Origin of the sequence: Burkholderia sp. Nafp2/4-1b (assembly GCF_003635165.1) — a bacterium.
In the GTDB taxonomy this organism is placed as follows: Bacteria; Pseudomonadota; Gammaproteobacteria; order Burkholderiales; family Burkholderiaceae; genus Burkholderia.
In genome coordinates, this window is the sequence record NZ_ML058605.1 from 350,806 (window position 1) to 365,607 (window position 14,802).

At 69.9% G+C, this 14,802-nt stretch carries 10 protein-coding genes; 4 read left to right on the forward strand and 6 right to left on the reverse strand.

The features are described from left to right. Positions 1-68: 68 nt before the first annotated feature. From argH to C7H84_RS15690, 4 genes are all read right to left on the reverse strand, one after another. Positions 69-1,478 carry an argininosuccinate lyase gene (argH, locus tag C7H84_RS15675; RefSeq protein WP_121859621.1) on the reverse strand — a complete coding sequence of 470 codons (1,410 nt, stop codon included), beginning with the start codon at positions 1,476-1,478 and terminating at the stop codon, positions 69-71. A 113-nt stretch (positions 1,479-1,591) separates the two neighbouring features. Beyond that, positions 1,592-3,820, reverse strand: coding sequence for a fimbria/pilus outer membrane usher protein (locus C7H84_RS15680; protein WP_240462032.1), 2,229 nt, complete (start codon positions 3,818-3,820; stop codon positions 1,592-1,594). A gap of 219 nt (positions 3,821-4,039) precedes the next feature. Then, positions 4,040-4,753: a fimbria/pilus periplasmic chaperone gene (locus C7H84_RS15685; protein WP_121859623.1), complete on the reverse strand. Its 714-nt coding sequence runs from the start codon at positions 4,751-4,753 to the stop codon at positions 4,040-4,042. A gap of 6 nt (positions 4,754-4,759) precedes the next feature. Further along, the gene (locus C7H84_RS15690; protein ID WP_121859624.1) at positions 4,760-5,296 is read right to left on the reverse strand and encodes a spore coat U domain-containing protein; all 537 of its coding nucleotides are present in this window, start codon (positions 5,294-5,296) and stop codon (positions 4,760-4,762) included. 298 nt (positions 5,297-5,594) lie between these two features. On the opposite strand from C7H84_RS15690, the gene C7H84_RS15695 reads away from it, so the two are divergent. Continuing rightward, entirely contained in the window at positions 5,595-6,590 is a 996-nt protein-coding gene (locus tag C7H84_RS15695; protein ID WP_121859625.1) for a spore coat protein U domain-containing protein, read from the forward strand. An 18-nt stretch (positions 6,591-6,608) separates the two neighbouring features. On the opposite strand, the gene C7H84_RS15700 is transcribed toward C7H84_RS15695, so the two are convergent. Continuing rightward, complete coding sequence (locus C7H84_RS15700) at positions 6,609-7,418, reverse strand: helix-turn-helix transcriptional regulator (RefSeq protein WP_121859626.1); 810 nt, start codon at positions 7,416-7,418, stop codon at positions 6,609-6,611. 224 nt (positions 7,419-7,642) lie between these two features. On the opposite strand from C7H84_RS15700, the gene C7H84_RS15705 reads away from it, so the two are divergent. Then, positions 7,643-8,395 (forward strand): class I SAM-dependent methyltransferase, encoded by a 753-nt coding sequence (locus C7H84_RS15705; RefSeq protein WP_121859627.1) that lies wholly within the window; start codon positions 7,643-7,645, stop codon positions 8,393-8,395. 157 nt (positions 8,396-8,552) lie between these two features. Here the strand turns inward: C7H84_RS15705 and ppc are convergent, their stop codons facing one another. After that, the gene (gene ppc, locus C7H84_RS15710; protein WP_121859628.1) at positions 8,553-11,606 is read right to left on the reverse strand and encodes a phosphoenolpyruvate carboxylase; all 3,054 of its coding nucleotides are present in this window, start codon (positions 11,604-11,606) and stop codon (positions 8,553-8,555) included. 217 nt (positions 11,607-11,823) lie between these two features. On the opposite strand from ppc, the gene hemC reads away from it, so the two are divergent. Both hemC and hemDX read left to right on the forward strand, forming a co-directional pair. Next, positions 11,824-12,825 (forward strand): hydroxymethylbilane synthase, encoded by a 1,002-nt coding sequence (gene hemC, locus C7H84_RS15715; protein ID WP_121859629.1) that lies wholly within the window; start codon positions 11,824-11,826, stop codon positions 12,823-12,825. Further along, a complete protein-coding gene (hemDX, locus tag C7H84_RS15720; RefSeq protein ID WP_121859630.1) occupies positions 12,825-14,801 on the forward strand; it encodes a fused uroporphyrinogen-III synthase HemD/membrane protein HemX in 1,977 nt (658 codons plus the stop codon). Before hemC ends, hemDX begins: the two co-directional genes overlap by 1 nt. The last annotated feature ends 1 nt before the right edge of the window (position 14,802 follow it).

The window sequence follows — 14,802 nt, forward strand, 5'->3', positions numbered from 1 at the left end:
CGACGGGCGGCCCAGCGGCCGCCCGAACGAAAAACGGACGCCGAAGGCGTCCGTCCGTGACGAAAGGCTTACTTGCCGAGCGCGGCGCGAGCGGCCTTGACCGCCGCACGCACCTGATCCGGCGCGGTGCCGCCCGGGTGATTGCGGCTCGCGACCGACCCTTCGAGCGTCAGGTAACTGAACACGTCGTCGCCGATCAGGTGCGCGACGTTCGGCAGTTCCTGTTTCATCTCGTCGAGCGTGAGATCGGCAAGGTCGATCCCGCGGTCGTCGCAGATCTTCACCGCGTGCGCGACGGCTTCGTGCGCGTCGCGGAACGGCAGCCCGCGCTTCACGAGGTAGTCGGCGAGGTCGGTGGCCGTCGAGAAGCCCTGCAGCGCGGCGGCGCGCATCGCGTCCGGCTTCACGGTGATGCCCGCGACCATCTCGGCGAAGATCCGCAGCGTGTCGGCGACGGTGTCGACCGTGTCGAACAGCGGTTCCTTGTCTTCCTGGTTGTCCTTGTTGTACGCGAGCGGCTGGCCCTTCATCAGCGTGAGGAGCGCCATCAGGTGACCGTTCACGCGGCCCGTCTTGCCGCGCGCGAGCTCGGGCACGTCCGGGTTCTTCTTCTGCGGCATGATCGAGCTGCCGGTGCAGAAGCGGTCGGCGATGTCGATGAAGCCCACGCGCGGGCTCATCCACAGCACGAGTTCTTCGGAGAAGCGCGACACGTGCGTCATCACGAGTGCCGACGCCGCGGTGAATTCGATCGCGAAGTCGCGATCCGACACCGCGTCGAGCGAGTTCGCGCAGATGCCGTCGAAGCCGAGCGTCTTCGCGACCGCGTGGCGGTCGATCGGATAGCTGGTGCCGGCGAGCGCGGCCGCGCCGAGCGGCAGGCGGTTCACCCGGGTGCGGCAGTCGCGCATGCGTTCCGCGTCGCGTGTGAACATCTCGACGTACGCGAGCAGGTGATGGCCGAACGTGACCGGCTGCGCGACCTGCAGGTGCGTGAAGCCCGGCATGATCGTGTCGGCGTTCGTCTCCGCGAGGTCGATCAGCGCGCCGCGCAGGTCGTTCAGCAGGCCGCCGATGCGGTCGATCTCGCCGCGCAGCCACAGACGGATGTCGGTCGCGACCTGGTCGTTGCGTGAGCGGCCCGTATGCAGGCGCTTGCCGGCGTCGCCGATCAGCGCGGTCAGGCGCGCCTCGATGTTCAGGTGGACGTCCTCGAGATCCAGCTGCCATTCGAATTCGCCGCGCTCGATCTCGCCCTTGATCTGCGTCATCCCGCGCTCGATCGCGGCGAGGTCGTCGGCGCTGATGATCTTCTGCGCCGCGAGCATGCTCGCGTGCGCGAGCGAGCCGGCGATGTCGACGAGCGCGAGGCGCTTGTCGAAAAACACCGACGACGTGTAGCGCTTGACCAGCTCCGACATCGGTTCCGAGAAGCGGGCCGACCAGGCCTCGCCCTTTTTGTGCAGTTGGGACGTCATGGCGATTCTTCGAAGGGGAGTTTGGGCGGCCGTGCGCCGCCGAGGGAATCCCGCGATTCTAACATTCGCGGGGCCGGCGGCCGGCGCGCGCGTCGGCGGGGAACCGGCGCGGCCTACCGCGGGCGGCAGGTCAGCGGCCCGATCCGCGGCAGCGTGCCGTCGTCCGGCCGCCGGTACGCGAACGCGACCTCGCAGGCGCGTTCGCCGCCGGAAATCTCGAGGTGATTGTCCGCGCCGAGGCCGTCGACGAAGGTCAGGCCGTCGTAGCCGACGATCGTGCGCTGGCCGCTTTCGACGTGGCGAACCTCGAGCCCGGCCGGCAGCGGCGTGCCGTCCGGCGCGCGCAGCGCGATCGACGCGGCGCTGTAGCGTGTCACGGCGAAGTGTGCGAGCACGCCCGAGCGCGCCTGCGGCACGACGTCGAGCGTCGTGTCGGCGATGCGGGCGTCGGCGGGCAGCGCGGTGCCGTCGATCGCGACGCGATTGCTCTGGTACGCATTCAGGTCCGGGACGAGCAGGTAACCGGCCCGGTCGGTCTCGCCGATCAGCCGGTTCTGGTGCAGCACGGGCACGCGCCCGGTGTCGGTCGAGACGAGCGCGAAGCCGTCGTCGACCCGGCGGGCGGTCATCAGCCGGCCGTCCATCAGCACGAGCGCGCCCGTGACGTCGACCGACGCGTTGCCGCGCCCGTCGAACGATTGCGCGAGCAGCGTGACCTGGCCGGCGCGGCCGAGATACTGCAACTGCCCCTGCGCGTAGCGCATGCCCGCGTTGGCGCCCGCCTGTACGTTCCAGCCCACGCCGCCGCCGTAGTCGGGCGGCCGCGACGCGTTCAGCGTGTAGGTCGAGTCGCCGTTCTGCCGCCCGGCGTTCGCCGAGACCGACGTGGTGCCGCCGAGCCCGACGCTCAGGCTCACGAAGAAGCCGCGCGTATCGCGTTGCCGGAAATCCTGGAAGCCGCTGAAGGCGATCGACGTGAGCCCGCCGAGATTGACCAGGTACGCGATCGAGCCGATCCGCGACGCGGCGATGCCCGGATACTTGAGGCCGAGATAGCTGAACGACAGCGTCTGCGCGCGCAGGAACGGGAACGACACCGTGATGCGGTCGGTGGCCCGCGAGACCGGCACGCCTGCGCGGCTGCCGAGGTCGCCGTAGTCGCCGAAGACCCGCAGCGTCTGCGCATCGATCGAGAAGCGCGGCGTCACGTACTGGTAGCCGACGCCGGCCTGCACGCCCGTGCGGCCCGGCGCGCTGAGCGCCAGCGACGCGTTTGCCACGCCGCGTTCGCCGAGCCGCGCGAGCGCAGCGGCGCCGGCGTTGTAGACGCCGGCCGTCGCTTCCGCGTGCGCCTCGACGGTCAGCCGCTCGCTGATGCCGTAGCGCAGCGAGCCGCTTGCGGCCGGCGTGCGCGCGTAGTGGAACGAATCGTCGCCGTACGCGCGACGCAGGAAGCCGGCTTCCGCCGAATAGCTGGCGAGGCCGGGCGCGAGCAGGCGCGGATCGACGTACAGCGGAATGGTCGTCGCGATCGAGCGGCCGAGCGCGTCGCGCGTGACGACCGTTGCGTTGCCCGCGCCGGTGATCCCGGGCACGCTGTTGATCACGAAGGGCCCGCTCGGCAGGTCGCCGCTGAACTGGCGCACGTTGTTCACGTACAGGTCGACCGAAGTCGGCACGACCGCGCTGCCGGACAGCGCCGGCACCGGAAACGTGACGAGGTCGGGGCGCAGGCCGAAATTGCTGCGCCACTGCACGCCGCCGAGGCGCAGCGAGCGGGTCCATGACAACGACGACGAAATCGTGTCGCCGATCTGGGTCGTCGTGAGCGTGCCGGGGTTCGAGTGGCTCCACGACGTGTCGTAGCGCACATAGCGCCGGCGCTCGTCGTACAGGTACGCGATGCCCGTGCTGCTGAATACGCCGGCCGGATCGAAATAGCGCGCCTCGCTCCAGACCGCGAGCGGCGCATGCGGGATGGTTTGCGCGTAGGCGTCGTAGTTCAGCACGAAGCCGCGCCCGGACGTGGCCGGCGGCGCGGCGGCGAGCGCGCGCGTGTCGAACGTGTGCGGGATGCGCAGCGCGTCGGGCACGCTCAGGTCGACCGTCTGCCGACCCGCGTCGTAGTCGTAGCGCAGCCCCGCGAGCGTATCGAGCGCGACGAGGGCGTTCGACGGCTCGCGCGTACGGTTGCCGGTCGCGATGCCCAGGTCGTTCAGGTCGGCGGATGCTGCGTACAGCCGCCCGTCGATTTGCTGAAAGCGCGCGATGCGGTGGGTCGGCGCGCCGTTGAGCGACACGTCGAGAAACAGCGTGCCGGCCGCGGGCGCGGGCCCGGACATGGGCTCAGAAGCGGGCGCAGAAGTTTGCGCAGAAGTTTGCGCAGGCGGGGGCGTGGCTGTCGCTGGCACCGTCTGCGCGCGTGCGCTGCCCGCGTGCAGCGCCAGCGCAATGGCCAATGCCAATGCCGCGGCGGGCCGGGCGGCGCGCGCGGGGCACGCAGCCCGGAGGGCCGTGCTCGTCGTCGGAACGGGCAACGTCGTACGATCCTCCGGCGTGGATCAGGGCGGTGTCAGCCGGGCGTCGACCGGCTGCGCGTTGACGGTCGCCTGGATCCTGACGAGTGCCGCCGCGTCCGCATTCAGCTTCAGCGGCCAGCGGCGCGTGCTGCCGGCGAGCGCGTAGCCGAGCAGGCCGCCCGTGACGTCATGCACGGTGCCGCGCGCGTCGACGAGCCGCACCGCGGAAATCTGCGCGCGCCGTCCGCCCCGGTTGTCGACCGCGAGCCGCATGCCGGACGCGTCGCGCTCGACGCGCCAGTCGAGGCGCGGCGATGCCTGCGCGCCCTCGGGCTGGATGCAGACGGGCACGGAATAGCGCAGCCGGATCGTGACGCCGTTCTCGACCGGCGTGCCGGGCGCGGGCAGTTCGTCGATCAGCACGCGATAGCACTCTTCGGCGGCCGGTGTGCCACGCCCCGTGCGCACGAGCCGGATCAACTGCTCGGCGTTCGCGCCGATCCGCAGCATAGGCGGCGACGCGGCGAGCGTATCGGTCGGCGTCATCACGTCGTCGCCGTGTTCCTGCGTCCAGCGATACGCGCGGACCTGGCCGTAGATCGGCTGCCCGCCCGAATTGCTGAGCGTCATGGTCGCGGCGGACGCCGACGGCGGCAGCTCGATCGTCACGGGCATGATCTGCAGCGTGGCGGCACATGCGGCCGCGGAAGCCAATGCGAGGCACAGCGCGCTCAACGCGCGCGGGATCGATGCCACGGCGCGTCAGAAGTAGACGGTAGCGGTGACGGCGGCCTGGTAGGTGTCGGGCTTCGGCGTCGCTTGCGCGGGCACCTGGCCGTACACGTTCAGCACTTGCGCCGAGCCGGTGCCGGTGCCGCCGACCGTGTCGGTGCCCTGGGTGTTGCCCCAGATCGTCGAGTGGCCCGCGTCCTGGTAGAGCTGGTAGCCGACCGTGGTGCTGGTATTTCCGCTCGTGGTACCGCTCATCAGCCGGCTGGCGACCGTTGAGCCGCTGACCCCGCCGGCGTCGAGTCCGACGTTGTACGGCGTCGAGTTCGAGCAGGTGACGGAGACCGTGGTCTGCTGGTTGAGCGCGGACGCGAGCACGCCGGACGTGCCGAATGCAAGCGGGTTCGCGGCGATCGTGCAGTTCGCCTGGATCGTGAGCGTGACGTTGAATTGCGCGGTGGCCGTGCCGTTCAAATAGACTGCGGCAAGGGTGACGGGCTGCAGCGCGGGCGCGAATGCGAAAGCGGCCGCGAGCATGGCTGAAATAACACGACGTCGGGAATCGTTCATTATGATTATCTCCTGCCGTTCAAGGGGTCGCCCGGCCGCGGAGTGCCCGCCGCGTGGTCTTTCGCCGGTCGCCGTTACCGCTCTGTCGCTGGTGGAAGACTACTCCACGGGTTCGGTCGCGCGCAATGGAGAAAACGCCGACGCGGCGTGCGTTGTCCGGGGTTCCGGACGGATTTCCATCGGTGTGTTTGACATGGATCAAGTAACAGTGCGAACGATCGATGCGCGGACGGATACGATGAGGGCGCGGCCCGGGCCGCGAACCCGGTCGGGCAGACGAGTCTTTTCGGGGAAATGCATGGCGGATGACGGATTCGACCTGGCGCGCCGCTGGCTGCGCGCGCTCGCGTACCTGCTGCTGGCCGCGCTGCTCGGCATGCCGTGGATGCCGGCTCGCGCGGACACCTGTTCGGTGACGCCGCCGGTGCCGAGCTTCGGCTCGGTCAGCCCGATCACGCAGCAAGCCTATACGACGACCAGCACGATGACCGTGAGTTGCACGTGGGACGTGCTGAGCCTGAACACCGGTGTGCTCGTGTGCGTGAACCTCGGCGGCACGAGCCCGCGTTACCTGGCGAACGGGACGAACCAGATGCAGTACGACCTGTATCAGGACGCGGGCTATTCGCAGCCATGGGGTGCCGTCGGCACCGGCACGACGCCGATCTCCGTGTCGTTGACGAAGCCGGTGCTCGGCACATCGGCGAGTACCAATGTGACCATCTACGGCCGCATTGCGTCGAACCAGCCGGCCGTGCCGACCGTGAACAATGCGAGCACGATCTATACGCAGAGCTTCAGCGGCAACCAGGCTGCCTACAGCTTCAGCTTTTCGCTGCTCGGCGTGCTGCCGACACCGTGCGCGTCGCAGTCGACGGCCGGCACGATGACGGTTACCTCGACCGCCACCGTCATCAACAACTGCATCATCAGCGCGACCGGCGTGGCGTTTCCGCCGGCGGGCGTGCTGGCGTCCGCGCTGACCGCGAACGGCTCGATCAGTGCGCGATGCACGAACGGCGATGCATTCCAGATTGCGTTGAACGGCGGCGCGAGCGGCAGTGTCGCCGCGCGCACGATGCTGCGCACGGGCGGCGGCTCGGTCAGCTATCAGCTCTATCAGGACAGCGGCTTCACGACGCCGTGGGGCGACGGCAGCGGCGGCACGTCGATGGCGACCGGAACCGGGAGCGGGTTCGCGCAGGCCATCGCGATATACGGGCGCGTCCCCGCGCAGGCGACGCCGGCGCCCGGCAACTACAGCGACACCATCACCGCAACGATCAGCTTCTGAGTCAGCTTCTGAGCTGCGTCAGTCGCGCACCAGCACCACGAGCTTCAGATCCTCGCGATGTGCGGGTTTCAGCGTGATCTGCTGGTACACGACGCGGCCGTCGGCCTGATGGTCGAATTCGCGCAGGCCGCCTTCGCGCTCGAACACGTCCTGCGACGCCCAGTATTGCGCGAACGCGTCGCTGCCGGCCATCAGCGCGTCGATCAGCGCGCGGGTCGGCGCATCGGCGAGGTGGCGGATCGAATCGGCGCGGAATTCGGCTGCAAGCCGCCGCGCGCGGGTTTCCCAGTCGACGATCAGCGTGCGCGCGGCGGGGGCCATGAACGTGAAGCGCAGCAGGTTGCGATCGTGCTCGCCGTCGAGCCAGCCGGTGAAGAGTGCGGCGGCCGGCGCGTTCCAGGCGAGCGCATTCCATTGGCGGTCGAGCACGTACGCGGGCGTCGCGATCGCGGCGACGGTCGCCGCGAGTGTTGGCGGCAGGTCGCCGGCCGCGACGTCGGGCTCGGTCGGGTCGCGCTGCGCGGCCAGCTCGAACAGGTACGCGCGCTCCGCCTTCGACAACTGCAGCGCGACCGCGATCCGCGCGAGCGCGTCGGCCGATGCCGACACCGGGCGGCCCTGCTCGATCCACGTGTACCAGGTCGGGCTGACGCCGCACAGCTGCGCGACTTCCTCGCGCCGCAGCCCCGGCGTGCGGCGCCGCGGGCCGGGCGGCAGGCCGACGGCCTGTGGCGACAGCCGTTCGCGATGCGCGCGGATGAATTCGCCGAGCGCGCGGGCGGGTGTGGCGTCGAGCGGTGGGGTCGGGGCGGAGGACGGCTGGCTCATGCGGAAACGGCGGAAGCGACTGAAACGGCGAAAAAGGGCGCGGGATGCGCGACGAAGATCGGGAAGCGATCAGGCAACGCTCGGCCAACGATTGCCCGACGATCAGGCAGGTGTAACAAATACCAGAATAACTGCTTAACTTGTACTGGTACAAGCGCGGCCCTATTGTAGCGATTCGCGCGCTGGCAGGCAGCGGGCGCCTCACTAAAAAGAAGGAGCGAACGATGAAACACCACGACCAGGTCGCCGACGCATTCGGCACGATGGCCGCCGCCTACCTGACGAGCACGGTCCACGCGACGGGCGCCGACCTGCAGGCGCTGGCCGACGCGATGCGCGCGGCGCCCGAAGCGGCGGTGCTCGATCTCGGCTGCGGCGCCGGCCACGCGAGCTTCGCGGTCGCGCCGCACGTGCGCGACGTGGTCGCCTACGATCTCGCCGCGCCGATGCTCGCGACCGTCGAGGCCGCCGCGCGCGAGCGCGGGCTCGCGAACATCCGCACGCAGCAGGGCCCGGCCGAGCGGCTGCCGTTCGACGCGGGCACGTTCGACTGGGTGGTGAGCCGGATGAGCGCGCACCACTGGCACGACGTGCGCGCGGCGCTCGCCGAAGTGCGGCGCGTGCTGAAGCCGGGCGGCCGCGTGCTGATGATCGACATCGCGGGCAACGACCATCCGCTGCTCGATACGTATTTGCAGGCGGCCGAGGTGCTGCGCGATGCGTCGCACGTGCGTGACTACCGTGCCGACGAATGGCTCGCGATGTTCCGCGACGCCGGGTTCGACGCGCACGTGCAGAGCCGCTGGCGCCTGCCGATCGACTTCGATACGTGGGTCGAGCGGATCCGCACGCCGGCCGACAGCGTCGCGGGCATCCATGCGCTGTGGGCGCATGCGCCCGACGAGGTGCGCGGCTACTACGCGGTGCAGCCGGACGGCTCGTTCGAGCACGATGCGCTGCTGATCGACGCGCATTGAGCGGAGCGTGCGTGCGCGGCGGCCCGCGTGCCGTCGTGCCGTCGTGCAACTCCATGCGAACATGAAAAAAGCCGCGCTACGCTGGGTTGCGTAGCGCGGCTTTCGTGTCGCGAGGCGAGCGCGGCGCGCGGCCGTACTGCTCCGCGCCGCGCACGGATCAGCCCGTGTTGCGCAGGCCGGCCGCGATCCCGTTGATGGTCAGGTGAATCCCGCGGCGCAGCCGCGCGTTCGTGTCGCCCGCACGGTGACGCTTGATCAGCTCGACCTGCAGGTGATTCAGCGGATCGAGATACGGGAAGCGGTTCTTGATCGAGCGCGCGAGCAGCGGGTTGGTCGCGAGGCGGCCTTCCTGCCCGGTGATTTCCGCGAGCGCCTGCGACGTGCGCTCCCATTCCGCGACGATCCGCTCGAACACGTGCTTGCGCAGCTTGCGGTCGGGGACCAGCTGCGCGTAGCGCGACGCGACCGCGAGATCGGTCTTCGCGAGCACCATGTCCATGTTCGACAGCAAGGTCGCGAAGAACGGCCAGGTCTTGCCCATCTTCTTGAGCAGCGTCACGCGCTTCGTGCGCTCGGCTGCATCCTGCGCGCCGTCGAGATACGCGCTCACCGCGCTGCCGAAGCCGTACCAGCCCGTCAGCAGCAGCCGGCACTGCCCCCACGAGAAGCCCCACGGAATCGCGCGCAGATCCTCGATCTTGCGGTTCTTCGGATCCTGCAGCTTGCGCGAGGCCGGGCGGCTGCCGATGTTCAGCTCGGCGATCTCGGTGATCGGCGTCGACGCGAAGAAGTAGTCGGTGAAGCCGGGCGTTTCATAGACGAGCGCGCGATACGACGCCATCGCCGCGTCGGACAGCGTCTGCATCGCGGCTTCGAACGCCGGCAGCTGCGCGGGCGCGTTCGACTGCGGCAGCAGCGACGCTTCGAGCGTCGCGGCGACCACCGTCTCCAGGTTGCGCCGCCCGATCTCCGGGTTCGCGAACTTGCTCGCGATCACTTCGCCCTGTTCGGTCAGGCGGATCTGGCCGTTCACGGTGCCCGGCGGCTGCGACAGGATCGCCTGGTAGGTCGGGCCGCCCCCGCGGCCGACCGTGCCGCCGCGGCCGTGGAACAGGCGCAGCGTGATCTTGCGGTCGCGGAACAGGTCGACGAGCGCGAGTTCCGCGCGATACAGCTCCCAGTTCGACGTCAGGAAGCCGCCGTCCTTGTTGCTGTCCGAGTAGCCGAGCATCACTTCCTGCTCGGCGCCCTGGTGTGCGATCAGCGTGTCGACGCCCGGCAGTGCGAAGTATTCGCGCATGATGCGCGCGGCGTCGCGCAGGTCGGGGATCGTCTCGAACAGCGGGATCACCATCAGGCCGCTCTTCGCGTTGCTGCCGAGCGTGCCTTCGAGCAGGCCCGTTTCCTTCTGCAGCAGCAGCACCTCGACGAGGTCGCTGACGGTTTCCGTGTGCGAGATGATGTAGTTGCGCACCGCGCGCGCGCCGAACTGCGCGCGCACGTCGCGGGCCTTCTCGAACACGCCGAGCTCGCTCTGCGCGAGCGCCGAGTATTCGAGATAAGGCGAGCGCAGCGGACGCGGATCGGCGAGCGCGGCGAGCAGCACGCGCAGCTTGTCTTCCTCGGCGAGCGCCGCGTAGTCGGCTTCGACGCCGGCGCGCGCGAACAGCTCGGCGACCACGGCTTCGTGGACGTCGGAGCTCTGGCGCAGGTCGATGCTCGCGAGGTGGAAGCCGAACACTTCGGCCGCGCGCACGAGCGGCGCGAGACGCGGCGCGGCGAGCGACGTGCCGTGGTGTTCGTCGAGCGACGCGGTCAGCACCTTGAGATCGGCGACGAAGGCTTCGGAGTCCGCATACGGAATCGCGCGCACGGGCGGCGCGCCGCGGCCCGCGCTGCGCACCGGCACCGTGCCTTCGCCGAGCCGCACGCGCGCGCTCGCGGCGAGCCGCGTGTAGATGCCGATCAGCGCACGGCGATACGGTTCGTCGACGCGGTGCGGTGACTGGTCGGGCGACGCGGCCGCGAGCGCCTTCACCGCGTCGTTCGCGCCGACCAGCAGGTTCGACACCGACAGCTCGGCGCCGAGCTTGTGCACCTGTTCCAGATAGTGTTCCAGGATCACCGCGGACTGGCGGGTGATCGCTTCGTCGAGCGTCGCGGCGGTCACGTTCGGATTGCCGTCGCGGTCGCCGCCGATCCAGCTGCCCATCTGGAAGAACGCCGGCACGCGCGCGGACAGGCCGTGCTCGGCGAGCGCGGCCTCGATGTCGCCGTACAGCGCGGGCAGCTCGTCGAGGAACGTCGCGCGGTAGTACGACAGCGCGTTCTCGATCTCGTCGCCGACCGTCAGGCGCGCGTCGCGCAGCATGCGCGTCTGCCACAGCGCGGTCACGCGCGCGCGCAGCATCGCTTCGTTGTACTGGCGCTCGCGCGCGGTCAGCTCCTGGTCGCGTTCGGCGAGCAGGCGCGCGATGTCGTGCTGCGCGTCGAGGATGCTCTTGCGCTGCACTTCGGTCGGGTGCGCGGTCAGTACCGGCACGATCAGCGCATCGTCGAAGAAGCGCTGCAGCAGGCGCTTGGACGCGTTGCCGGTCGCCTTCAGCTGATCGAGCGCGTACGCGACGGTGCCCGGCTGCGGCGCGGAGCCGGCCAGTGCGTGGATGCGGCGGCGGCGGTTGTGGTGGCGGTCTTCCGCGATGTTCGCGAGGTGCGAGAAATAGCTGAACGCGCGCACGACGCTCACCGTCTGCTCCGGCGTCAGCTTGCGCAGCTTCTTCTCCAGCGTTTGCGCGGCTTCGCTGTCGTCCTCGCGACGAAACTTCACCGCCGTCTGGCGAATCGTCTCGACGACGTCGAACACGGTGTCGCCTTCCTGTTCGCGCACCACGTCGCCGAGCAGGCGGCCGAGGAAGCGGATGTCCTCGAACAGCGGGCCGTCCTTGTCCTCGCGCGCGCGCGCGCCGGGCTTCGCCGCGCCGGCCGTGCGGGCGGCGGGGCCGCCGGGCTTGGTCGCGGGTTTGATCGCGGTGTCGACCGTGGCGTTGATCGTGGTGTTGATCGCGCGTTTTGTCTGACGTATCGGGTCTTTCGGTTTCGTTGCCGGTTTCGCACGGCCGTTCGCGGCGGTGGCGATGGTGCCCGTCTGGGCGTCGGGGGAGGGCAGGGCAGCATTGCGGCGCGCCGTGCGCGCCGATCCGGAAGACTTCACGATGGGTTTCCTTGGGAAAGCTCGAGTCAAAAGGGACTGCGGGAACTGCGGAAACTACGGGAACAGCGGTCAAGCATCCAGCTACGTGCGGCACATCCGCGCATCGGTATCGCCGCCCGCGCGAAAGCGCGGCGGGCGCAGGCTCCGGGCCCGGGCGGGCAGGGGCGTGCGTGCTACCATTGTTCGATCTTCCATCCCGTCCTTCGATGTTCCAGCAATGAATTCCGAGACTATTTCGGCCGGGCCGCGGTCGGCACAAGCCCCCGTGACGCTGACGATCGCTTCGCGCGAAAGCCGCCTGGCGATGTGGCAAGCCGAACATGTGCGTGATGCGCTGCGCAAATTATATCCAGCTTGTGACGTGAAAATCCTCGGGATGACGACCCGGGGCGATCAGATTCTCGACCGTACGCTGTCGAAGGTCGGCGGCAAGGGCCTGTTCGTCAAGGAGCTGGAGAACGCGCTGGCCGACGGCCGCGCCGACCTCGCCGTGCATTCGCTGAAGGACGTGCCGATGGCGCTGCCCGACGGCTTCGCGCTCACCGCGATCATGGAGCGCGAGGATCCGCGCGACGCGTTCGTGTCGAACGACTACGCATCGCTCGACGCGCTGCCGGCCGGTGCCGTCGTCGGCACGTCGAGCCTGCGGCGCGAGGCGATGCTGCGCGCGCGTTATCCGCATCTCGACGTGCTGCCGCTGCGCGGCAACCTCGACACGCGCCTGTCGAAGCTCGATCGCGGCGATTACGCGGCGATCATCCTCGCGGCCGCGGGGCTGAAGCGCCTCGGCCTCGAAGCGCGAATCCGTGCACTGATCGACGTCGAGGACAGCCCGCCGGCCGCCGGCCAGGGCGCGCTCGGCATCGAAATCGCCGCGCATCGCACCGACGTCGCCGGCTGGCTCGCACCGCTGCACGACCCGCAGACCGCGCTCGCGGTCGAGGCCGAGCGGATGGTGTCGCGCGCGCTCGGCGGCAGCTGCGAAGTGCCGCTCGCCGCGCATGCGGTGTGGCGCGCGGGCGAGCTGTACCTGACGGGCCGCGTGTCGACGACCGACGGCCAGCGCGTGCTGACCGCCGAGGAGTGCGGCGCGGTCGTGACCGTTGCCGACGCGCTCGCGCTCGGCCGCGCGGTGGCCGACGAACTCGAGGCGCAGGGCGCGCTCGACATCGTCAACGCATTGCTCGCCGCCTCGCAGGCCGGCAAGGGCGACGCCTGATGGCGGGCGGCGCGCGCGCGTTCACCGCCGTCCTGACGCGTCCGGACGGCCAGTCGGACGCGCTGGCGGCGCAACTGGCCGAGGCCGGCTGCGACGTCCTCGAATTCCCGCTGATCGACATCGCGCCGCTCGACGATCCGGCGCCGCTCGATGCCGCATTCGCGGCGCTCGCCGATTACGCCTTGGTGATCTTCGTGTCGCCGAACGCGATCGACCGCGCACTCGCTCAGTACGGTGCGATCTGGCCGAACGCGCTGCCGGTCGGCGTGGTCGGCCCCGGCAGCGTCGCGGCGCTCGAGCGTCACGGCATCGTGGCGCCCGCGTATCGCGTGATCGCGCCGCAGGCACCGGCCGACGGCGGCGTCCCCCATTACGATTCGGAAAGCCTGTTCGCGAGCATCGAAGCCGCGTTCGGCGGCGCGCAGGCGCTGGCGGGCAAGCGCGTGCTGATCGTGCGCGGCGACGGCGGGCGCGAATGGCTCGCCGAGCGGCTGCGCGAAGCCGGCGCCGACGTCACGCTCGTCGCCGCTTACCGGCGCGTCGTGCCCGAGCCGCGGGTCAGCGCATGGGAGCGCGTGCACGCGCTGCTTGCCGGTGCGCCGCATGCATGGCTCGTCACGAGTTCGGAAGGCGTGCGCAATCTGCACGAACTCGCGCGCACCCATCTGAACGACGCCGAGATCGCCGCGCTGAAGCATGCGCCGCTCGTGACGCCGCATCCGCGCATCGAGCAGACCGCGCGCGCATTGGGTTTTGATAGGATTACGCTGACCGGCGCGGGCGATGAGCGCATCGTCCGCGCGTTTCGAACGATGGCCGACGAGGCCGTCCAACCGGCGACAGCCGCACCGGTGACTAAACGCATGACAGATACCAACGATTCCAAAAGCGTCGCTTCCCAGCCGGCCGCTGCATCCGCACCGCCGTCGAGTCCCCCTTATGTCGCGTCCGAACCGCGTGCGCGCCGCGGCAGCAGCGCGGCCCTGTGGTTCGTCGTCGTCGTGCTCGGCTGCGCGGCGGGCGTCGGCGGCTACGCGCTGAACCGCAAGGTCGACCGGCTCGGCGATTCGTTCGTCGCGCGGCAGAAGGCGCTCGATGCGCAAACCGCCGAAACGCGCATGAAGACCGAGCAGGCGCTCGCGAGCACGCACCAGGTCGACACGCAGCTCGCGCAGCTCGACGGCAAGCTCGCCGACGCGCAAAGCGCGCAGCAGGCGCTGCAGCAGCAGTACCAGGACCTGTCGCGCAACCGCGACGCATGGATGCTCGAGGAAATCGACCAGATGCTGTCGAGCGCGAGCCAGCAACTGCAGCTCACCGGCAACACGCAACTCGCGCTGATCGCGCTGCAGAATGCCGACGCGCGCCTCGCGACGTCGCAGAGCGCGCAGGCCGTCACGGTGCGCAAGGCGCTCGCACAGGACATCGAGAAGCTGAAGGCCGCGCCGTCGGCCGACCTCACGGGCCTCGCGATCAAGCTCGACGACGCGATCGCGAAGATCGACGCGCTGCCGCTGTCGGGCGAGGCGATCGTCCCGCACGCGGCGCCGAAGGCCGCGCCGGCCGCTGCGGCGTCGTCGGCCGCGGCCACGGCCGGCGAGCCGCGCTGGAAGGTGTGGTGGCATGACTTCTCGGCCGGCCTCGGCCAGCAGCTGAAGGGCCTCGTGCAGGTGCGCCGCATCGACAATGCCGACGCCATGCTCGCGTCGCCCGACCAGGGCTACTTCGTGCGCGAGAACGTGAAGCTGCGCCTGCTCACCGCGCGGCTGTCGCTGCTCGCGCGCAACGACGGCGCGATGAAGGGCGACCTGCACGCCGCGCAGGCGTCGCTCGGCAAGTATTTCGACCAGGCATCGAAGGACACGCAGTCCGTCGAGGATCTGCTCAAGCAGGTCGACAGCGCGTCGCTGACGGTTGCGGTGCCGAACCTGAACACGAGCCTGAACGCCGTTCAGCAGTTCAAGAGCCGGGGGTAAC

Coding starts and splice junctions, on each gene's coding strand:
- argH (WP_121859621.1), bottom strand. CDS start 1,478: ATGACGTCCCAACTGCACAAAAAGGGCGAGGCCTGGTCGGCCCGCTTC.
- C7H84_RS15680 (WP_240462032.1), bottom strand. CDS start 3,820: ATGTCCGGGCCCGCGCCCGCGGCCGGCACGCTGTTTCTCGACGTGTCG.
- C7H84_RS15690 (WP_121859624.1), bottom strand. CDS start 5,296: ATGAACGATTCCCGACGTCGTGTTATTTCAGCCATGCTCGCGGCCGCT.
- C7H84_RS15695 (WP_121859625.1), top strand. CDS start 5,595: ATGGCGGATGACGGATTCGACCTGGCGCGCCGCTGGCTGCGCGCGCTC.
- C7H84_RS15700 (WP_121859626.1), bottom strand. CDS start 7,418: ATGAGCCAGCCGTCCTCCGCCCCGACCCCACCGCTCGACGCCACACCC.
- C7H84_RS15705 (WP_121859627.1), top strand. CDS start 7,643: ATGAAACACCACGACCAGGTCGCCGACGCATTCGGCACGATGGCCGCC.
- hemC (WP_121859629.1), top strand. CDS start 11,824: ATGAATTCCGAGACTATTTCGGCCGGGCCGCGGTCGGCACAAGCCCCC.
- hemDX (WP_121859630.1), top strand. CDS start 12,825: ATGGCGGGCGGCGCGCGCGCGTTCACCGCCGTCCTGACGCGTCCGGAC.